This is a genomic window from Clostridioides sp. ZZV15-6598 (assembly GCF_020657705.1).
GTDB classification, from domain to species: Bacteria; Bacillota; Clostridia; order Peptostreptococcales; family Peptostreptococcaceae; genus Clostridioides; species Clostridioides difficile_F.
This window is the reverse complement of sequence record NZ_JAGWCS010000003.1, coordinates 69371-91037: the sequence shown is the minus strand read 5'-3', so window position 1 is coordinate 91037 and position 21667 is coordinate 69371. Positions and strand designations below refer to the sequence as shown.

The 21667-nt window shown below is 28.5% G+C and carries 17 protein-coding genes and 1 other annotated feature; of the genes, 13 read left to right on the top strand and 4 right to left on the bottom strand.

Going from position 1 to position 21667, the window contains the following annotated elements:
• From KGF50_RS01210 to KGF50_RS01195, 4 genes are all read right to left on the bottom strand, one after another.
• Positions 1 to 450: ABC transporter permease (locus tag KGF50_RS01210; protein WP_227846445.1), on the bottom strand; the 450-nt coding region annotated here is incomplete at its 3' end.
• Positions 451 to 463: 13 nt separating this feature from the next.
• A complete protein-coding gene (locus KGF50_RS01205) occupies positions 464 to 1399 on the bottom strand; it encodes an ABC transporter ATP-binding protein (RefSeq protein ID WP_227846444.1) in 936 nt (311 codons plus the stop codon).
• Positions 1400 to 1594: 195 nt separating this feature from the next.
• The gene (locus tag KGF50_RS01200) at positions 1595 to 2239 is read right to left on the bottom strand and encodes a response regulator transcription factor (protein ID WP_227846443.1); all 645 of its coding nucleotides are present in this window, start codon (positions 2237 to 2239) and stop codon (positions 1595 to 1597) included.
• Positions 2211 to 3395 carry a sensor histidine kinase gene (locus KGF50_RS01195; protein WP_227846442.1) on the bottom strand — a complete coding sequence of 395 codons (1185 nt, stop codon included), beginning with the start codon at positions 3393 to 3395 and terminating at the stop codon, positions 2211 to 2213. Before KGF50_RS01195 ends, KGF50_RS01200 begins: the two co-directional genes overlap by 29 nt.
• 184 nt (positions 3396 to 3579) lie before the next feature.
• Between KGF50_RS01195 and KGF50_RS01190 the strand changes: the two genes are divergently transcribed.
• The 13 genes from KGF50_RS01190 (at position 3580) to alaS (ending at position 21658) form a co-directional block, all read left to right on the top strand.
• Positions 3580 to 3924 (top strand): YraN family protein, encoded by a 345-nt coding sequence (locus tag KGF50_RS01190; RefSeq protein ID WP_227846441.1) that lies wholly within the window; start codon positions 3580 to 3582, stop codon positions 3922 to 3924.
• A 30-nt stretch (positions 3925 to 3954) separates the two neighbouring features.
• Positions 3955 to 5538 carry a YifB family Mg chelatase-like AAA ATPase gene (locus KGF50_RS01185; RefSeq protein WP_227846440.1) on the top strand — a complete coding sequence of 528 codons (1584 nt, stop codon included), beginning with the start codon at positions 3955 to 3957 and terminating at the stop codon, positions 5536 to 5538.
• Between the two features lie 18 nt (positions 5539 to 5556).
• On the top strand, positions 5557 to 6657 hold the full coding sequence (dprA, locus tag KGF50_RS01180) for a DNA-processing protein DprA (protein WP_227846439.1): 1101 nt from the start codon (positions 5557 to 5559) through the stop codon (positions 6655 to 6657).
• Positions 6658 to 6689: 32 nt separating this feature from the next.
• Complete coding sequence (gene topA, locus KGF50_RS01175; RefSeq protein WP_227846438.1) at positions 6690 to 8777, top strand: type I DNA topoisomerase; 2088 nt, start codon at positions 6690 to 6692, stop codon at positions 8775 to 8777.
• Between the two features lie 163 nt (positions 8778 to 8940).
• Positions 8941 to 9726, top strand: coding sequence for a GTP-sensing pleiotropic transcriptional regulator CodY (codY, locus tag KGF50_RS01170; protein ID WP_227434185.1), 786 nt, complete (start codon positions 8941 to 8943; stop codon positions 9724 to 9726).
• Between the two features lie 114 nt (positions 9727 to 9840).
• On the top strand, positions 9841 to 11106 hold the full coding sequence (locus tag KGF50_RS01165) for a replication-associated recombination protein A (RefSeq protein WP_227846437.1): 1266 nt from the start codon (positions 9841 to 9843) through the stop codon (positions 11104 to 11106).
• Positions 11107 to 11136: 30 nt separating this feature from the next.
• Positions 11137 to 11907, top strand: a complete 771-nt coding sequence (locus tag KGF50_RS01160) for a GNAT family N-acetyltransferase (RefSeq protein ID WP_227846436.1) — start codon at positions 11137 to 11139, stop codon at positions 11905 to 11907.
• Positions 11908 to 12016: 109 nt separating this feature from the next.
• Positions 12017 to 12466: an Rrf2 family transcriptional regulator gene (locus KGF50_RS01155; RefSeq protein ID WP_227846435.1), complete on the top strand. Its 450-nt coding sequence runs from the start codon at positions 12017 to 12019 to the stop codon at positions 12464 to 12466.
• Between the two features lie 17 nt (positions 12467 to 12483).
• The gene (gene nifS, locus KGF50_RS01150) at positions 12484 to 13677 is read left to right on the top strand and encodes a cysteine desulfurase NifS (RefSeq protein ID WP_227846434.1); all 1194 of its coding nucleotides are present in this window, start codon (positions 12484 to 12486) and stop codon (positions 13675 to 13677) included.
• A 55-nt stretch (positions 13678 to 13732) separates the two neighbouring features.
• Entirely contained in the window at positions 13733 to 14173 is a 441-nt protein-coding gene (nifU, locus tag KGF50_RS01145) for a Fe-S cluster assembly scaffold protein NifU (RefSeq protein ID WP_227846433.1), read from the top strand.
• Positions 14174 to 14500: 327 nt separating this feature from the next.
• A complete protein-coding gene (locus KGF50_RS01140) occupies positions 14501 to 17344 on the top strand; it encodes a cell wall-binding repeat-containing protein (protein ID WP_227846432.1) in 2844 nt (947 codons plus the stop codon).
• Between the two features lie 142 nt (positions 17345 to 17486).
• Positions 17487 to 18566 (top strand): tRNA 2-thiouridine(34) synthase MnmA, encoded by a 1080-nt coding sequence (gene mnmA / locus KGF50_RS01135; protein ID WP_227434192.1) that lies wholly within the window; start codon positions 17487 to 17489, stop codon positions 18564 to 18566.
• 141 nt (positions 18567 to 18707) lie between these two features.
• Positions 18708 to 18951 (top strand) — a binding site (T-box leader).
• Between the two features lie 67 nt (positions 18952 to 19018).
• A complete protein-coding gene (gene alaS / locus KGF50_RS01130) occupies positions 19019 to 21658 on the top strand; it encodes an alanine--tRNA ligase (RefSeq protein WP_227846431.1) in 2640 nt (879 codons plus the stop codon).
• Positions 21659 to 21667: the final 9 nt, after the last annotated feature.

Sequence of the window (21667 nt, the reverse complement as noted above, 5' to 3'; positions counted from 1 at the left end):
CTCTTCTGAACTTAGTTTTTGAGAATTATTTAAATATAATTTTTCATGATAAGTATTTAATATATTTTGAAGTAGTACTGCTATTTCATCTCTAGTTCCAAGTTTTTCTATACTTAAAGTATTTGATTTTTCCTTTAAAATATTGTTTTCATATCCTTTAGGTATTGTAAGTTTTAAATCTGCATCAGAATAATCTTTCTGTATTTTTAATATAGAAGATAAATCATCTTTTAAATAATTTGTCAAGTTATTTGATAATTTTGAGTTATCTTTATCATATACAACAATTGACATAGGTTCTGTTTTTATAGGATTTTGAAACATATCTTCTGTTACCATTCCAAGGAACCCAGCTAAAAGTAGAGGTAGAGCTAAGAAATATATCAAATTAAGCATGAAGGAGCTTTTCAGACCTTTTAACATAGTTTTTACACTCATATATAATTTCATAAAATCACCCCCATTAGTCTCTTAAATTTTTACCTGTTAGATTTAAGAATACATCTTCTAAACTAGGTTCTTCATAAGAGATACGCATTACATTTGAATTGTTTTTGTCAACAGCAGAAAGTACATCTGTTAACTGAAAGTTTTTATCTACATCTAACATTATTACTGAAGTATTTTCTAAAACAGATATAACACCTTTAATATTTTTTAAATCAAATATAAGTTGAGCATTTATATTTTTTATTTCCATAATTAATTTTGTATTTGTAGATACTATTGATTTTAGGTAATTATTATCCCCAAAAGCAACTTCTTTACCTTCATCCATAATAAAGATTTTAGAACAAAGATGTTCAACTTCTTCCATATAATGAGAAGTATATATAATAGTAGTTTTTTGTTTTTCAGATATATCTTTTATAAAATTAAAAATATGATTTCTTGACTGAGGGTCAACACCTACAGTTGGTTCATCCAGTATTAATATCTTAGGATGATTTAAAAGTGCTATCCCAATATTTAATCTTCTTTGCATACCACCAGATAATTTTTTTACTTTTTTCTTTTTAACCTCAGCTAGACCTGTAACTTCCAATGCTTCATTGATTCTCTCTTGAAGTAACTTGCCCTTTAATCCATAAAAAGCTCCAAAGTATTCTAAGTTATCAAAAGGAGTTAGTGTTTCCATAACTGCTAATTCTTGTGGAACTAATCCTATTATAGATTTTGCACTCATAGGATCTGATGACAAATCTACACCATTTATTTGAATATTACCACTATTTGGTAAACTAAGATTAGTAATTATACTTATAAGTGTAGATTTACCAGCACCATTTGGACCAATAAGTCCAAATATTTCCCCTTCTTTAACAGAAAAGCTAATGTTATCAAGTGCTAACTTATCATTAAATCTTTTTGTTATATTATTTACTTTAACTATATCCATAAAAATCCCTCCCAAAATGTTTTTGTGTAATTTAAAAATCTATAATATTATAATAAAGAATTATTAGGTGCATTTCTATTACTATAAGTCACTAAAAAAAGTGACTTAAGTCACTTTATGGTTTTAGATTTATTAATTTACTATAAGTTAAGTTTTTGAAGATTTTGTTTAAAGTTTAGATTTTTTATTTATATACTATATTACAATTTTATTTTTGAAAGCAAATATAGCCAATTGAGTCCTGTCTCTAAGCTCCAATTTACCTAAAATATTAGTTATATTGTTTTTTATGGTACCCTCAGATAAAAATAATTCTTGACTGATTTCTTTATTACTAAGCCCATCTGCAATTAATTTAATTATGGATATTTCTTTTTCAGTTAAATTATATATATTAGAAATATGCTCATATTCAACAGTTTTTTCAGCTGACATGATTTTTTCAGCCACACTTTTGTCAAGTACAACATTGCCAAAAAATGAAGAGCGTATTCCCTCATGTAATACTTCATCAGAGCTGTCTTTTAAAAGATAACCTGAAGCTCCAAACTTCATTGCATCTTTTATATATTCATCATCATTAAAGGTAGTTAAAATTAATAATGCTATTGAGTCATCATATTCTTTTATGAGTCTTGTGCCTAATACACCATCACAAATATTCATTCTAATGTCCATAAGAACAATATCTACATCATTTGATTTACAAAATTCTAAAGCCTCATATCCATTAGAGGCATCTCCAATTATCTCCAAATCATCATAAGAAGATAATATAATCTTAAGACCTTTCCTAATTAGTTTTTCATCATCAACTATAAGAACTTTTATTTTGCTCAAAAAAATCACCCCCTGAAAATTTAGGAAAAGAAGCTCTAATTGTAAAACCATCATTATGATTATCAAATTCAACTTTTCCATTTAGTTCATATATTCTTTCGCTAATACTGTTAATTCCATTTCCTTTTTTTATATTTTCACATCCTATACCATTATCACTAATCGTAATTATAAGATTTGAAGGATTAAATGTTATAAAAATTTTGATTTTACTTGCTTTGCCATGTCGTGATGCATTGGAAAGCGATTCTTGAATAAGTCTGTATAAAGCTATAGATTGACCTCTAGATAGGTTCCAAGTGTTTTTTGATATAGTTAGTCTTACATTAATATTTGTAAGCTTAATAAAGCTTTTAATTAGTTCTTTAATTTTAAATAAATTTTGATAATTTTCATATTCAATAGGTTTTAACTCAGAGATAGCTCTTCTAACATCTTGAAAACTTTCATTTACGAATTCTCTAAGTTCATGTACTAAATCAGATACATCTGGATTATCATTTAAGAGCTTTTCTATGGCACTTAACTGTATTATTGTTGTAGAAAGAGAGTGTCCAACACTATCATGTATTTCTCTAGATATTCGATTTCTCTCTTTTAAAATAGCTAGTTCTTCTATAGAACTTGCATAAATTTCTAAATCAGAATTAGATTTTTTTAATTTATCTTTAGAAATTCTAAGTTTATCATAAAGACTTTGATTGTATAACTTAGATATATTTTCACTTTCTATATATATAGAAAGTATAGATACAATCAATAATATTGAACTTGATTCCAAAGCTAGATACAAGTTTTTATCTAAACTAATAATAAAAGAAGATACTATAATGAAAAACAACAATATGTATTTGTATTTTTCATTTATAAAAAATGATATGTCCAAAATTAAAGGAACAAAGTAAAGTGAATTAAAAGTCTTTGTACAATTATATAATATGAAAATTAAAACAAATTCTAAAAAATAAGAAATAAGTACAAGTCTACTCTTATTTGATAAAGAAAAAAATCTGACTTGATTATTTATTATAATTAGAAATAATATTATTATGGTTATAACTGGATACAATGTATTTTCAGCACTGTTTAAATAACTTACAACCAATATAAATAGGGATAAATATCGTATAAAAGTAACTAATTTTTTTCTATTCATTGAAAACATTCCTCCATAAAAATAAACTTTCCTTATGAAAACTAGAATAATATCATAAAAGAATAAAGTCAATAGAAGTATCTATTAATATTAATGGAAATAAAATCAATCTAAAAAATTTGAATAGTTAAATCGTATACTGACCATAATCAAAAAGTAAAAAATTAATGTATTGGAGTAAAAAATGAATAACAAAGAAAAAGGTGATTTTGGAGAAGAAGTAGCAATTAATTATTTATTGTCAAAAGGTGCAAAACTACTAGAAAAAAACTACAGATTAAAGATTGGAGAGGTAGATATAATAGTAAAGATAGGTGATGAAATTGTATTTGTAGAAGTAAAATCAAGGTCTAATTTAAGGTATGGTTATCCTTGTGAATCTGTAAATTTCAAGAAGAGAAAAAAGATAGTTGAGATTGCTAAATACTATATCACAAAAAATAATTTACATAATATTTCAATAAGATTTGATATTGTAGAAGTTTATTTATCAGAAAAAAGAGTAAATCACATAATGAATGCTTTTTAAGAAATATAAAGGTTTAGAAAGGATTATTATATGTTAAGTATTATTAATTCAAGTAATTTGATAGGAATTGAAAGTTTTCTAGTAAAGGTTGAGGTGGATACAAGTAATGGTATACCTAGCTTCAATATTGTCGGTCTTCCAAGTAAAGAAATTAAAGAGGCGAGAGAAAGAGTTAAATCAGCTATTATCAACAGTGGATATAAATTTCCAAATACAAGAATTGTTGTAAATTTATCACCAGCAGATATAAAAAAAGAAGGTGCTTTTTTAGATTTATCAATAAGTATAGGTCTTTTAAGAGGATTAATAAAAAAGGATGAAAATTATATAAAAGAAAGTATGTTTATAGGAGAATTATCACTAGATGGAAAAATAAGAAAAGTAAGAGGGATATTACCTATAATTATAGGTGCAAAAACTCAAAATATAAAACGTATTTTTATACCAGTTGACAATATAAAAGAAAGTCTATTTATAGAAGAAATTGATATAATACCTGTTAAAAGTTTAAAAGAATGTATAGGTTTTTTAAATGGAGAAATAAAAGTCGATAAAGAAAAAATAATGTCTTTTTTAAATAAAGAAATAGAAACAAATGGTAATTATACATATTGTAAATATCATGAATTTTATGATGCAAAAAAAAGTAAATATGATGAAGATTTTAAGGATGTTAGAGGAAATTATTTTATAAAGAGAAGCGCAGAGATAGCCGCTGCTGGAAATCATAATATGCTTATGATTGGGCCTCCAGGCTCAGGTAAAACAATGATTGCAAAAAGAGTAATAACAATTTTACCAGATATAAGTGTAGAAGAGATGATAGAAGTAAGTAAGGTTTATAGTGTATTGGGTATGATAGATGAAAATAAAGGCATAATTGATAAGAGACCTTTTAGGGCTCCTCATCATACGACTACAAAGCAGTCTCTAATTGGAGGGGGAACAGATGCAAGACCTGGAGAAGTAGCACTAGCACATAGAGGTATTTTGTTTTTAGATGAAATCGCTGAATTTGATAGGAAAATCCTTGAGACTTTGAGACAACCTATAGAAGATGGATATGTAAATATATCTAGAGTAAAGTACAGTACAAAATATCCTTGTAGAGTACTATTAATTGCAGCTATGAATCCATGCCCATGTGGTTACTATATGTCAAATATAGAGTGTAGATGTAGGAGTAATGAAATTAATAAATACATAAATAAAATATCTGGACCATTATTAGATAGATTTGATATTTTTGTAGAAGTAAATACTGTAAAATACGATGATTTAAATTCATCAAAACAAGAAGAAAGTTCTCAAAAAATAAAGATAAGAGTAGAAAATGCTAGAAAAATACAAATAAATAGATTTAAAAAAGATAATATAAAAAATAATAGTGAAATTAAGGCTTCTAATTTATTAAAATATTGTAAATTAGAAAAAGAAGCTTCAAAAATGGCTAAAGTAATATTTAATAAATATAACTTAAGTAGTAGGAGTTATACAAAACTTTTAAAGATGGCAAGAACAATAGCTGATTTAGAAGGAATAGAGTTGATAAATTCACAATGTATTATGGAAGCTTTTTCATTTAGAAGAGCTTATTACAGTTATTTTAAATAAGTTTTTGAGGTGTATTTTATGGAGAAAAAAGATATCTATTTATGGTTAAAATCAATTAGTGGAATAACAACAAAAACAATTGAAATAATAGAAAATGATATAGTAAATATTGAAGATATATTTGATTTTTCTGAAAAAGAAATATATAATTTAAAAAATATAAGCTTGAATATTAGAAAAAATATAGTAAAATATAGAGGTCACGCTTATTTAGAAAATATAAAAGAACTACTTTACAAAAAAACAATTAAATATATTTGCCAATATGATGAAGAATATCCTGAAAATTTGAAGAATATATACAATGCTCCAAAGTTATTATTTTACAAAGGTGACATAAGTTTAGCTAATAATAATTTTAATATAGCTATAGTAGGTTCAAGAAAGCCTACAGCTTATGGAATTAATTGTGCAAAAACAATGAGTTGTCAATTGTCCCAATATGGAGTTAATATAGTAAGTGGATTAGCCATAGGAATAGATGCATATTCACATATAGGTTGTATGAATGGAAAATCTAAAACTATAGCAGTGCTTGGGTCAGGAGTAGACAACCCTCTTCCAAAACAAAATTTACATTTATCAAATAAAATATTAGAAAATGGGGGACTATTATTATCAGAGTATAATATTAACTCAACAGTAGCTCCATACCATTTTTCTAATAGAAATAGAATTATTAGTGGATTAAGTGATGGAGTAGTGGTTATAGAAGCAGCAATACGAAGTGGTGCATTGATAACAGTAGAGTTTGCTCTTGAACATGGAAAAAATGTTTTTGCGGTACCTGGTAATATAAATTCTCAAATGAGTAGAGGATGTCATAAAATTATAAAAGAAGGTGCGAAATTAATTGAAAATATAGATGATATTTTGAATGAGTATAACATATTTAATATTATCGATAAAAAAATAAATCAAAAATATGATAATATAAGTTTAAATGCCAAGTCTAAGCAAATAATTGAAGCTATAAAAAGTGAAGGAAGCTTGCATATAGATAGTATTTGTGATTATACTGGTATAGAAATAAAGTATGTAAATTCAATAATCAATGAATTAGTACTAAATGAGTTAGTAGTAGAGATGAATAATAAAACGTACAGTTTAAATGTATAAATTAAGATTAGGTAGTGGGGGTGTGTGGTTTTATGGCCAAAACATTAGTCATCGTAGAATCGCCTGCAAAAGCTAAGACCATAGAAAAGTTTTTAGGTAAAAGTCATTATACAGTGAAAGCATCAGTTGGTCATGTTAGAGATTTGCCTAAAAGTAAATTAGGTGTAGATATAGAAAACAATTTTGAACCTCAATATATAAACATACGAGGAAAAGGCGATGTAATAAAGGAATTAAAAAAAGAAGCTAAAAAATCTAAACAAGTGTATCTAGCAACTGACCCTGATAGGGAAGGTGAAGCTATATCATGGCATTTAGCTCATATACTAAATTTAGATGAATCGAATGATTGTAGAATTGAGTTTAATGAAATAACTAAAGATGCAATTAAAAAAGCAATTAAGCATCCTAGAAATATTGATATAAACTTAGTAGATGCACAACAAGCTAGAAGAGTATTGGATAGACTTTTAGGATATCAAATAAGCCCTATATTATGGCAAAAGGTTAGGAAAGGGCTTAGTGCAGGTAGAGTACAATCAGTAACAACAAAATTAATTTGCGATAGAGAAAAAGAGATAAAAGCGTTTATTCCAAAAGAATATTGGACAATAGATGTTGAAGCAAAGACAACAAAAGATAAAGATATAACTTTAAAATTTTATGGCAAGAATGATGAAAAAATTGAATTAGAAAATGAAGAGGCTGTTAATGAAATACTAAAAGAAATGGAAGGAAAGGATTTAAAAGTTGAAAAGATAGAATCTAAATCAAGACGTAAATCAGCTCCAAAACCATTTACAACAAGTATGCTTCAACAAGAAGGTGCAAACAAGTTGTTTTTTACTACTAAAAAAACAATGATGATAGCACAAGAATTATATGAAGGTATAGATATAGAAGGCGAAGGCACTGTTGGTCTTATATCATATATAAGAACTGACTCTAAGAGAATATCTGAGGAAGCAAAAGAAAAAGCTAAGAATTATATAGTAAGTGATTTAGGTGAGAATTACTATAAAAATCCTGTAGAGAAAAAAGAAAAACCAGATGCTAAAAAGGTTCAAGATGCACATGAGGCAATAAGACCAACTTCTGTTGATAGAAGTCCTGATAGTATAAAAGCTTCATTGAGTAAAGACCAATATAAGTTATACAATTTAATTTGGAGAAGATTTATAGCAAGTCAAATGGAGGATTCAGTATTCGATATACTAAATGTAGAATGTAAGGCTGGAGATATTGTATTTAAAGCTACTGGTTCAAAAATGAAATTTGATGGATATACTAAGGTATACAATTTTTCAGAAAGGGAAGATAAGATTCTACCAAGTATAGAAAAAGGAGATATATTAAGTATAGAAAATATATTGCCAGACCAACATTTTACACAACCACCAGCAAGATATACAGAAGCTAGTTTAGTAAAAACATTGGAAGAACTGGGAATTGGTAGACCAAGTACGTATGCTCCAACAATAGCTACTATATTAAATAGAGAATATGTTGAAAAGCAAGGCACAAGTCTATGTCCAACAGAACTTGGAATAATAGTCACTGATATTTTAGAAAATAATTTTCATAAATTTATAGATGTAGATTTTACTGCTGATATGGAAAGTAAGCTTGATGTTATAGAAGAAGGAAATACAGATTGGAAAGAAATTGTATCTGAAGCATATGCACCACTTAAGGAAGCCATTGAAGAAGCACTTGAGAATATAGAAAAAATAAATATGGATGAAGAAACTGATGAAATCTGTGAAAACTGTGGTTCTAATATGGTTATAAAATATGGTAGGTTTGGAAAGTTTATGGCTTGTAAAAACTATCCTGATTGCAAAACGACTAGACCAATTATGAATAAAATTGGTGTTAAATGTCCAAAATGTGAAGAAGGAGAAATTATCCTTAGAAAATCTAAAAAAGGGAAAGCTTTTTATGGATGTTCTAACTATCCAAACTGTGACTTTGTAGCTTGGAATAAGCCAACAGGAGAGTTTTGTGAAAAGTGTGGTTCATATATGGTTGAAAAAGTGACTAAATCTGAAACGAAAACAGTATGCTCCAATAAAGAATGTAACAAAGAGTCAAAAGAGCATAATGACGGAAAAGAGTGAAAATTGAAAAAAATCACATAATTCTCTTGAAAAAGGTTCCAAACTATGATAATCTTTCAAGTGTGAACAACTAATATAAAAATAAATTTTCATTAAGAGTGAGAATAATATTAGAAAATATAAAGGTTATTAAAAGGCCTAAATTTCATGAGGAGATGATTAAATGGCAAGTGAAGTATTACAAAAAACAAGAAAAATAAATAAAACATTACAAACAAGTGGTGGAAGCAGTGTCTCTTTTGATTTACTGGCCGGAGCATTAGGAGATGTATTAAATTCTAATGTTTATGTAGTAAGTGCAAAAGGTAAAGTTCTAGGGCTTCATTTAAATGATATTGAAGATAGCTCAGTTATAGAAGACGAATATACTAAGCAAAAAAAATTCTCAGAAGAATATACTCAAAACTTATTAAAAATTGATGAGACACTAGAAAACTTAAATGGTGAGAAGATATTGGAAATTTTCCCTGAAGAGCAAGGAAGATTACAAAAATATACTACTGTAGTGCCAATATTAGGAAGTGGACAAAGACTTGGAACATTAGTACTTTCAAGATATTCAATGTCATTTAATGACGATGATTTAGTGATAGCTGAATACAGTGCAACTGTTGTTGGTCTTGAGATATTAAGAGCAATAGGTGAAGAATTAGAAGAAGAAATGAGAAAAAAAGCTGTAGTTCAAATGGCAATAGGCACTCTGTCCTACTCCGAGCTTGAAGCAGTTGAACATATTTTTGCTGAATTAGATGGTAAAGAAGGCTTACTTGTAGCAAGTAAAATAGCTGATAGAGTTGGTATAACTAGGTCAGTTATAGTAAATGCACTTAGAAAATTTGAAAGTGCAGGTGTGATAGAATCAAGATCATTAGGTATGAAAGGAACTCATATAAGAATACTTAATGATAAACTTACAGATGAATTAAAAAAATTAAAAAACAATCAATAATCTAAATTTTATAGATTGTGATTAGAAAAGGTATCTATTTCAAATAGATACCTTTTTTAGACGGATTATTGGGATAACAATCATGAAATATTTTTTTAGAATAGGAGTGGGAATATGCCTTTAGCAGATAAAATAAGACCAAAAACAATGAATGATGTAATAGGTCAAAGTCATATAATTGGTAATGGAAAAATACTGTCTAAGATACTACAGACTAATTTTTTGCCAAATATGATATTTTTTGGTCCACCTGGTGTTGGAAAAACTACTGTAGCAGAGATTATAGCAGAAAAAAGCAATAAAAATTTTTATAAAATAAATGCCACTAATTCATCACTAGAAGATATAAAAAAGGTAATAGCAGAACTTGGAAGTATAAATAATATAAATGGGGTTTTACTATATATAGATGAGATACAAAGTTTTAATAAAAAACAACAGCAGTCAATATTAGAATTTATGGAAAATGGTAGTATAACTTTGATTGCTAGTACTACAGAAAATCCATATCATTATGTATATAAAGCTCTTCTAAGTAGGTCGACTATATTTGAATTTAAGCCTTTAGAAAAATTAGATATAGAAAAAGGATTAAAAAGGGCAATTGAAGTTTTAAATGAAGATAGTTATATGGATATTGAATGTAATAATGAGGCTATTGAGGATATAGCCATTATCTCTGATGGAGATATGAGAAGGGCTTTAAATGCTTTAGAAGTAGTAGTTTATTCAACTAAACCAAATAAAGATAACATAATTTATATAGATTCAGATGTAGTAAAAAAATCTACATTTAATAAAATTATAAACTATGATAAAAATGGTGATAGTCATTATGATATTTTAAGTGCATTTCAAAAATCTATAAGGGGAAGTGACCCACAGGCATCCATACACTATTTAGCAAGACTTATAAAAGGTGGAGATTTAATAAGTATATGTAGGAGACTTTTAGTAATAGCTAGTGAAGATATAGGTTTAGCTTATCCAAATGCAGTTGTTATTGTAAAAGCATGTGTAGATTCAGCTATGCAACTTGGATTTCCTGAAGCAAAAATACCATTAGCAGAAGCCACTATTCTTTTAGCTACATCACCAAAATCTAATTCTGCATGTATGGCAATAATAAAAGCATTAGAGGAATTAGATAGAGAATTTGTTAAAGACATACCAAACAGTATAAAAGATGCACATTATTCTGGTTCTAAAGATATAGGTAGAGGATGTGGATATAAATATCCTCATAACTTTAAAAATCATTATGTAAAACAACAGTATTTACCAGATAGCATAAAAGATAGTATTTACTACATACCACAAGAAAACAAAACTGAGAAAAATATAAAGAAATATCTAGAATATTTGGATAGCGATTTTTAAGTTGAATTTTATGTATCGGGGGTAGATATTATGATTATAAAACTTAACTCAAGTTATCATAGTAGAGTTATGAAATATTTAAAAAAAGAACCTGAGTACAATTTATTTATAATAGGGGATATTGAAAGATATGGATATGGGAATAACTTTTTAAACTTATGGGCAGATATAGGCTTAAATGGTGAAATCAGAGCAGTACTACTTAAATACTTTGAATTTATGATGTTTTATTCAGATGGAGAGTATGATGTTGAAGGCTTTTATGAATTACTTTGTGATACTGACTATGAAGAAATTTCTGGAAAAATAGATGCTGTAGATGCATTAGCAAAGAGGTTAGGACTTAATAATTTAAAAATAGTTGATTTTTGTAAGCTTCGAACTAAAAAATTTTTAGTTGATAATCATTGTAATGAAAAGGTTAAGAGAATTAGACTTGGAAATCTAAAGAAAACAGTTAGGCTTTATGATTTGATAGATGAATTCCACAGTACAACTTTAGATAGTCTAAAAAATGGTTTAAGAACAGGTAGAGGATATTGTATAGAGATTAACAAAGAAGTGGTATCAATGGCAAAGAGTACTTCAGAAAACAGGACTCATGCAATGATAATTGGAGTAGGTACACATCCTAAATATAGAGCTAGAGGGCTTGCTACAAAATGTTTAATTAAACTATGTTCAGAACTTTTAAGAGAGAATAAAATGCCTTGTTTGTTTTATGATAATGAAGAGGCTGGAAAGATATATAAAAAATTAGGATTTGAAGACATTGGAAAATGGGGGATTTATTCAAAATAAAAAATTTAAAATTAATCTTGACAAAATTAGTAGGGTATAATAAAATTATGGTGAAAGTAATTCCTACTAAAACAGTATGAATTAGATTTCTATATAGAGGTGATAATGTATGAAGTTGTCTACTAAAGGTAGATATGGACTAAAGGCAATGTTTGAATTAGCATTAAATCAAGATAATGGACCAGTGTCATTAAAATTTATTGCTAAAAAGCAAAAAATATCGGACCAGTACTTAGAACAAATATTTTCATCTTTAAAAAAATCGGGTCTAGTAAAAAGTGTAAGAGGCGCTCAAGGAGGATATTTGCTTTCGAAGAATGCGGAAGACATAACAGTAGGAGATATACTTGTGGTACTTGAAGGTCCAGTTGCATTATCTGACTGCGTACTAGATGAAGATGTCTGTGAAAACTCAAACATGTGTGTAACAAAAATAGTTTGGGAAAAGATGAAAAAGGGTATAGAAGATGTTATAGATTCAATTACTCTTAAAGATATGATAAATGACTATAACAAAAACAAATTAGAAAATGATATAACAAATATAAATAAAAAATAGATTTGGAGATGAATGTAATGGAAAAAAGAAGATTGTATATGGATTATTCTGCAACAACACCTGTTAAAAAAGAAGTATTAGATGCAATGATGCCATACCTAACAGATTATTTTGGCAATGCATCTAGTTTTCACACATTCGGAAGAGAAGCAAAAGATGCTTTAGATAAAGCAAGAGAACAAGTAGCAGCCCTTATAAATGCTGAACCTAGTGAAATATATTTTACAGCAGGCGGTTCAGAAAGTGATAACTGGACATTAGAGGGTGTAGCTTATGCTAATAAAAATAAAGGTAATCATATAATAACTTCAAAAATAGAACACCATGCGATACTTCATACATGTGAATACTTAGCAAAACATCATGGATTTGAAATAACTTATTTAGATGTTGATAGCGAAGGAAAAATTGATTTAAAACAATTAGAAGATTCAATAAAAGATACTACTATACTAATAAGTATAATGTTTGCAAATAATGAAATAGGAACTATACAGCCTATTAAAGAAATATCTGAGATAGCTAAAAAACACAATATATTATTCCATACTGATGCAGTACAAGCTTCAGGTAATATTCCAGTAGATGTTAAAGAACTAGAAATAGACTTAATGAGTATGTCTTCACATAAAATATATGGACCAAAAGGTGTTGGAGCTTTATACATAAGAAAAGGTGTAAGACTTCATAACTTTGTTCATGGTGGAGCACAAGAAAAAAGTAAAAGAGCAGGTACAGAAAATATACCTGCAATAGTTGGATATGGAAAAGCAGCAGAATTAGCTAAAGCAAATATGCAAAACCATGTTGAGACTTTAACTCGTCTTAGAAATAAGTTAATAGACGGTGTTTTAGAAAGAATACCTTATACAAGAATAAATGGTAGTTTAGAAAATAGATTACCAGGAAATGCAAACTTCGCATTCCAATTTATCGAAGGTGAAGGAATACTTTTATTATTAGATATGTTAGGAATTGCTGGTTCAAGTGGTTCTGCATGTACTTCTGGTTCATTAGACCCTTCGCATGTACTTCTTGCAATAGGTTTACCACATGAAATAGCACATGGCTCATTGAGACTTACAGTTGGAGATTTTACAACAGATGATGATATAGATTATATATTAGAGAATTTACCAAAAGTTATAGAAAGACTTAGAAGTATGTCACCACTTTACGATGATGCAAAGAAACAAGGATTAGTAAAATAGACAAAGTAGATAAGACATAAAAAGTAGACATAAATTAATGTAGGAGGAAAAAATAATGCAATATAGTGATAAAGTTATGGAACATTTTATGAACCCAAGAAATATGGGAGAAATAGAAGGTGCAAGTGGTGTAGGTGAAGTTGGGAATCCTACATGTGGAGATATAATGAAGATATTTTTAGACATAGAAGGAGACGTAATTAAAGATGTTAAGTTTAAAACATTTGGCTGTGGTTCAGCTATAGCAAGTTCTTCTATGGCAACTGAAATGATAAAAGGAAAAACTATAAAAGATGCATTAGACCTTACAAATAAAGCTGTTGCTGAAGCTTTGGATGGTTTACCACCAGTAAAAATGCACTGTTCAGTTTTAGCAGAACAAGCTGTAAAAGCAGCACTTATAGACTATGCTAAAAAGAATAATATCCATATACCAGAATTAGATGGATATGTTATAGATGATGCTCATGACCATGATATTGAGGAAGAAGAATAAAATAAGGAATAATTTTCCAAAAAAAGTTTAAAATGATTTTAAAAAAGTGTATAATGATATAGTAAGATGAAAAATAGCCGTTTTAAAGAAAATGGCTATTTTTTTATTGTACAAATTACTATTTTAGCCCGTTTTGAAAATCAATTAAATAATAAAAAATATACACATCCATAATATTTAAACATTAAAAAATATAAAAAATCTCAGCAAATCAATTGCTTCCAAGTATTTCATGTACAAATATATCTTTAAAAAATTTTAATTAAAAATGCTATTTTCTTTAAAAAGGCACATTTCAAACTAAATACAATCTTAGGGGGAAAAGCTATGAAAATACCAAAGAGGATAGCAGCAATACTTACTATATCATTAGTAGTTAGCAGTGCCACAGCAGGCATGTCAAGTGCTCAAACAAACAGTGATACACTTAAAGGTTCAGGTAGATGGGAAACTGCTATACAAATAAGTAAAAAAGGATGGGATACATCTAAAAATGTAATATTAGTTAATGATAATACTATAGTAGATGCATTGACTGCAACTCCTTTTGCTGGTTCTAAAAATGCACCAATTCTTTTGACACAAAACAATAAATTAGATGATAGAACTAAAGCAGAAATAATAAGGTTAAAAGCAGAAAAAGTATATTTAATAGGTGGGACAAAAACTTTAGGTTCAGAGGTAGAGACACAATTAAAATCATTAAAAATTGATACAGAAAGAATCTCAGGAAATGATAGATATCAAACTTCTTTAGAAATAGCTAAAAAATTAGATGAATCTCTTGGAAGAAAAGCAAGTAGTAACATTTCAGAGATAGTTGTAGTTAATGGAGAAAAAGGTCTTGCTGATGCAGTAAGTGTAGGAGCTGTGGCTGCTCAAAATAAAATGCCAATAATTCTTTCTAGCCCAAAAGATGGAATAAAACAATCAAGTCAATTTATAAAAGATAAAGGGATAAAAACATCTTATGTAATAGGAGGGGTGCAGTCAATTTCAGAAGCTACAAAAAACACTTTACCTAGCCCTAAAAGATTATCAGGAAATGATAGAAATGAAACTAATGCAGCTGTTATAAGTGGATTATATAGTTCAAAAGAACTGAAAAATGCATATATAACAAAAGATGGTATGAATAAACAAGGAGACCTTATAGATTCATTAGCAGTGGGCTCTTTGGCAGCAAAAAATAATTCACCAGTAGTTTTAGTTGGAAATAAACTAAATAAAGAACAAGAAAAAGTATTGAATACTAAGAGTTTAAAAACAGTTACACAAGTTGGTGGTTCAGGTAATGAGACTGCTTTCTCTGAGATAAAAAAATCACAAGCTACAACAACATATGAAGTTAAAAATATAGAAGAGCTAAAAGTAGCTTTAGCTAAAGCTGATGCAAATGATATTATAAATATTAAGCCATCAGGAACTATGTCAAATGATTTATCATTGAGTACTAATAATTCAATTTCTGTAAATTTAAATGGTACATATACAGGTACGATAATAGTAACTGCTCCAAATGCAGATATAGTAAATAAAGGTACAATAAATAAAATTTTGGTTAAGGATAGTAAAGGTGGAACAATAGTAAATGAAAGTGGAGCAAAAATAGAAAAAGTAGAAATACAAAATAATTCTAGCAATGTTATAGTTAAAAACAATGGAAAAATAACAAACATAAAAAATGATGCTACAGGAACAAATATAAAAAATGAAGGAACAATAACTGACAAAGTAGAAGGTTCTCAGACTCCAAGTGTAGATGGGACTAAACCAGGTGGAAGTTCATCTGGAGGATCTTCATCAAGTGGAGGAAGTTCAAGTGGTGGTTCATCTGTAAAAGATAAATTGATAACATCGATAACAGCACTTGATAATTCAATAACAGAACAAAATGTAGAAAATGGAACGGAATTAAGTAAATTAAACTTACCAAAGGAGTTATCAGCAACTGTGTCTGGAGTAGCTAATACAAAGGTAGGAGTAACTTGGAAAAGTACACCAGAATATGCTAGCCAAGTAGCAGGAAAGTATATATTTAGTGCAAGCCTATCAAGTGGCTATAAGCTATCACAAGGAGTATCACTTCCAACTATTACAGTAACAGTAGCTGAACCTGTTAAAGTGGAGACAATAAAGATTACTGATACTGATACATTAGAAGAAGCACTTGCTTTACAAGAAGATGGTCAAGTGTGGGAAATAAGTGGACAAATAGATGTTAAAAAGCCAGTTGTTATAGATAAAAAAATAATTATAAATGGTATTGATGATGCTGAATTGAAAAAAGTTGTAGAATTTGCTGATACTAAACCAGGGTACGAAAATATAGTAACAATAGACAGAAAAGATGGTGTAAAAATAAACAATCTAAAAGTAACAGGTTTAGATTCAGACAAATTAAATAAATCAGGAATGCATGTTTATTTATCACAAAATGTTGAATTAAATAATGTAACTTTAAATAATAATAAGGGTGCAGGTTTAATAGTAAATGGTTCATCAGTAATAGCTTCAAACCTTGTAACAAGTGGAAACGGATGGTATGGAGTTAATGTAGAATATGTAAAAGATGATGGAATTGTAAATGAAACTAATGCAAAATTAGATTTAATAGGTGACTGCAATATAAGTGAATATACTCCAATAAAAACTGATAACTATGATAAAGATAAAGTGATTGTTAATGGATATGGAGATTGTACATTATCACAAGATTCAAAAATTGCTACTTGGGGTAAAGCTTCTATAACTATAAATGAAAATAATGATATAGTTAATATAACGGAAGAAAATAAAATAGATGAGGATGGAAATGGCAGTATACCTAAGTTTGAAAGTGTAGATGGTAGAACGCCTGTAAAGATTACACTAAATAAAGGCAAAAATGATTATAATAATGTAAGAGTTCAAATAAGACCAGAAGAAGGTTCAGCAGACTTAGGTGGAATACAACTAATTGCTAAGGATAGCAATGGAAACTGGTTTAACATAGTAAATACAGGATGGGGACCAATGGAAGGTTTTCCATTGCAAGGTGCAACAACAGAAGTTTATCTAGTTGGAAATAAAGAAGGTACTTATAAGGTGAAAATAGAACTAGTTGATGTTAGTAATTCCAATAATGTAATCGCAGAAACAACAGCATCAGTAGAGGTAGTTAATAAATAGAAAATTACCCTTAAATCTTTTAAAATTACTTAATAACATTATTTTTTTTAGAAAATAGAGCAAGCTATATTTTAAATAAATACAATGCTTGCTCTATATGGTATAATAATAAGTAATGCAAAAGATGAGGTGAAATTTGTTTATGAATAAAAAAGTAATGATAGGTATGAGTGGTGGAGTAGATAGCTCTGTAGCTGCATATCTTTTAAAACAACAAGGATACGACGTCATTGGTGTTACTATGAAATTATGGCAAGACGATGACGAAGTTGAAAACGAAGGTGGTTGTTGCTCTTTATCAGCAGTTGAAGATGCTAGGAGAGTAGCAAATAAAATAGGAATACCATTTTATGTTCTAAATTTTAGAGAAGTATTTAAAGAAAAAGTAATAGATTATTTTATAGATGAATATTTAGAAGGAAAAACTCCTAATCCTTGTATAGCTTGCAATAAACATATAAAATTTGATGATTTTTATAAAAGAGCTAGACAAATAGGGTGTGATTATGTGGCTACAGGTCACTATGCAAAAATAGAAAAAGATGAAGATACAGGAAGATATTTATTAAAAAAATCTGTTACTGATAAAAAAGACCAAACTTATGCACTTTATAATCTTACACAAGAACAATTAAAACATACACTACTACCAATAGGTGATTATGAAAAGGATAGAGTAAGAGAAATTGCTAAAGAAATGGGAATGGCAGTCCACAATAAACCTGATAGTCAAGAAATTTGTTTTGTTAAAGATAATGACTATGCAAATTATGTAAAAAAACATTCTGAAAAGCGTATTGAAGAAGGTTTTTTTGTAGATACTAAAGGAAATATACTTGGAAAACACAAGGGTATACTATACTATACAATAGGACAAAGAAAAGGCCTTGGAATTACTTTTGGCAAACCAATGTTTGTAGTAGATATAAATCCAATAAATAATACTATTGTCCTTGGAGACAATGAAGAATTATTTAAAAAAGAACTTATTGCAAAAGATGTTAACTTTATATCAATAGATAAACTAGAAGAACCATTAAGAGTTCAAGCAAAAATAAGATACTCTGCAAAACCATCACCGGCTACTATTTATAATGTTGGAGAAAATACTATTAAAATAGTATTTGATGAAGCTCAAAGGGCCATTACAAAAGGTCAATCTGTTGTAATGTACGATGGAGATATTGTCGTAGGTGGAGGAATAATAGAGAAAAGTTTATAAAAATCTCTAAGAAACTTATAAAATAAGTAATATAGTCTATAAATCTAAAACAAAGTTTATAAAATAAATTTATTGTATATGAAAATATAGTATTGATTAATTTTGTAAAATTTAGTAATATAATTATTATATTAATTAAAAACAAATACAGTGATAAGGAATAGTAAAGTATTTGATGTCTTACAGAGAGAGGGAACATGCTGAAAGCCCTTAGAATAAAATATTTGAAGCAGCCTTTTAGTAGCAATTTTGAACAATGTACCTTGAATTAAAAGGTAGATTTAAGTAGAGATTGACGGTAGTTACGTTATAGCTAAGGTTTTCCGAAGATATCATAATTTTTTATGATAATTAGGGTGGTACCGCGATTGTCCTCGCCCCTATAAATTTATTTATAGGGACGAGGTTTTTTATTTAAACGAAAAAATATAATTTATTAGGAGGAACATAATATGGAAAAGATGGGACTAAACGAGATAAGAAGTAAGTTTTTAGAATTTTTTGAGTCAAAAGGTCACTATGTAGCAGATAGCTATTCTTTAGTACCAAATAATGACAAGAGTTTATTGCTTATAAACTCAGGTATGGCACCTTTAAAAAACTATTTTTCAGGTGTAGAAGTACCTCCAAGTTTAAGAATGTGTACATCTCAAAAATGTATAAGAACTGGAGATATAGAAAATGTAGGTATAACTGCAAGACATGCTACTTTCTTTGAAATGATGGGTAACTTCTCATTTGGAGATTACTTTAAAAGAGAATCAATTAAATGGGGATGGGAATTTGTCACAGAATGGCTAAGTATACCAGAAGATAAAATATGGGTAACTGTATATGAAGAAGATGATGACTCTTATGATATCTGGGCAAAAGAAATGAATTTCCCAGAAGAAAGAATGGTTAGACTTGGTAAAGATGATAATTTCTGGGAGATAGGTACAGGTCCTTGTGGTCCTTGTTCAGAAATATACTTTGATAGAGGAGAAGAATATGGATGTGATAATCCAGACTGTAAACCAGGCTGTGATTGCGACCGCTATCTGGAGTTCTGGAACCATGTATTTACTCAGTTTGATAGAGATGAAGAAGGAAACTACAGTCTATTAGAAAGTAAAAATATAGATACAGGTATGGGTCTTGAAAGAATGGGATGTATCATGCAAGGTGTGGACACTATCTTTGAAGTAGATACTATTAAGTCTATATTAGAAGCAGTTGAAAAGTTAACAGGAGTAAAATATGGAGAAAATCCAAAAAATGATATATCAATAAGAATAATAACTGACCATATAAGAGCTGTAACATTTTTAGTTAGTGATGGAGTGCTTCCATCAAATGAAGGAAGAGGATATGTTCTTAGAAGACTTCTTAGACGTGCTGCTCGTCATGGTAAACTATTAGGTGTAAAAGAATTATTCTTACAAAAACTAATAGATGAAGTTATAAAGGTAAATGATAAAGCATATCCAGTTTTAGTTGAAAAAGAAAGTTATATTAAAAAAGTTGTTGGAATAGAAGAAGAAAAATTCAATGAAACTATAGACCAAGGAACAGAAATATTGAACTCATATATAGAAGTATTAAAGAATGAAGGAAAAACTGTTTTAAGTGGTCAAGAAGCCTTTAAATTGTATGATACTTATGGCTTCCCTATAGACTTAACTAAAGAAATTTTAGAAGAAGAACATTTATCTGTAGATGAAGAGTCTTTCAATGAAGAAATGGAAAAACAAAAAGAAAGAGCTAGAAATGCTAGAGGAAATATGGATGGAGAAAGTTGGAAGGAAGACCCTCTATCAAAATTAGAGTCTACTATAGATAGTATGTTTAATGGATATAGTGAATTATATGGTGAAGGAACTATTGAAGCTATAGTTAAAGAGGATGAACTAGTTCAAAATGCAAAAGAAGGCGATAAAGTATCTATAGTACTAGACAATACTACTTTCTATCCTGAAGGTGGAGGACAAGTTGGTGATTGTGGATTAATAACTAATGAAAATTTAGTAGTAGAAGTATTAAATACTAAAAAAGGTGCTAATAATAGTATAAAACATATAGGTATAATAAAATCAGGAAAAATAAGCAATGGAGATAAAGTAAAGACATTAGTAGATAGAGATGTTAGAATGTCTGCTGCAAGAAACCATAGTGCTACACATTTACTTCATAAAGCATTAAAGGAAGTATTAGGAGAGCATGTTAATCAAGCTGGTTCTTTAGTTACTCCAGATAGATTAAGATTTGATATTACTCATTTTGAAGCTATATCAAATGAAGAATTAAAAGTGATAGAAGAAAAAGTAAATAATGTTATTTTATCATCTTTAGACATAAAATGTGATATTATGAATATAAAAGAAGCAAAAGAAAAAGGAGCTACAGCACTATTTGGTGAAAAATATGGTGATGAAGTAAGAGTAGTTTCTATGGGAGATTATTCTACAGAACTTTGTGGAGGAACTCACTTGACAAATACTTCTCAGATAGGAATGTTTAAAATATTGTCTGAAGGTGGAGTTGCAGCAGGAGTAAGAAGAATAGAAGCAATAACAGGAAAAGCTGTTTATGAATACTTAAAAGAAAAAGAAGGAATTATATCTGAAGTTTGTGTAAATTTAAAATCTAAAGAAGATAATTTAATTCAAAGAATAAGTTCTTTATTAGAAGAAAATAAAAATTTATCTAAAGAATTACACGATATAAAGACTAAAATGAGTTTACAATCAGCTGATTCTATTTTTGATTCTAAGCTTGAAGTAAATGGAGTTAACTTAATAACTAATAAATTTGAAGGTATGGATATGGATACACTAAGAGAAACAGCAGATAATTTAAGAGATAAGCTTGTCTCTGGTGTAGTAGTATTGGCAAATGTAGTAGATGATAAAGTTAACTTTGTAGTTACTGCTACTAAAGATGTATTAGATAAAGGAATACATTCAGGCAATATAGTTAGAGAAGTTGCAAAAATAGCTGGAGGAAAAGGTGGAGGAAGACCTAATATGGCACAGGCAGGAGCTAGTGACATATCTAAGGTTGACCAAGCTCTAAGCTATGCAAGTGAGGTTATTAAGACACAAGTTAAATAACATTCACTT

Coding starts and splice junctions, on each gene's coding strand:
- nifS (WP_227846434.1), top strand. CDS start 12,484: ATGGAAAAAAGAAGATTGTATATGGATTATTCTGCAACAACACCTGTT.
- mnmA (WP_227434192.1), top strand. CDS start 17,487: ATGAATAAAAAAGTAATGATAGGTATGAGTGGTGGAGTAGATAGCTCT.
- KGF50_RS01165 (WP_227846437.1), top strand. CDS start 9,841: ATGCCTTTAGCAGATAAAATAAGACCAAAAACAATGAATGATGTAATA.
- KGF50_RS01155 (WP_227846435.1), top strand. CDS start 12,017: ATGAAGTTGTCTACTAAAGGTAGATATGGACTAAAGGCAATGTTTGAA.
- KGF50_RS01140 (WP_227846432.1), top strand. CDS start 14,501: ATGAAAATACCAAAGAGGATAGCAGCAATACTTACTATATCATTAGTA.
- alaS (WP_227846431.1), top strand. CDS start 19,019: ATGGAAAAGATGGGACTAAACGAGATAAGAAGTAAGTTTTTAGAATTT.
- KGF50_RS01195 (WP_227846442.1), bottom strand. CDS start 3,395: ATGAATAGAAAAAAATTAGTTACTTTTATACGATATTTATCCCTATTT.
- dprA (WP_227846439.1), top strand. CDS start 5,557: ATGGAGAAAAAAGATATCTATTTATGGTTAAAATCAATTAGTGGAATA.
- codY (WP_227434185.1), top strand. CDS start 8,941: ATGGCAAGTGAAGTATTACAAAAAACAAGAAAAATAAATAAAACATTA.
- KGF50_RS01160 (WP_227846436.1), top strand. CDS start 11,137: ATGATTATAAAACTTAACTCAAGTTATCATAGTAGAGTTATGAAATAT.
- KGF50_RS01185 (WP_227846440.1), top strand. CDS start 3,955: ATGTTAAGTATTATTAATTCAAGTAATTTGATAGGAATTGAAAGTTTT.
- nifU (WP_227846433.1), top strand. CDS start 13,733: ATGCAATATAGTGATAAAGTTATGGAACATTTTATGAACCCAAGAAAT.
- topA (WP_227846438.1), top strand. CDS start 6,690: ATGGCCAAAACATTAGTCATCGTAGAATCGCCTGCAAAAGCTAAGACC.
- KGF50_RS01205 (WP_227846444.1), bottom strand. CDS start 1,399: ATGGATATAGTTAAAGTAAATAATATAACAAAAAGATTTAATGATAAG.
- KGF50_RS01190 (WP_227846441.1), top strand. CDS start 3,580: ATGAATAACAAAGAAAAAGGTGATTTTGGAGAAGAAGTAGCAATTAAT.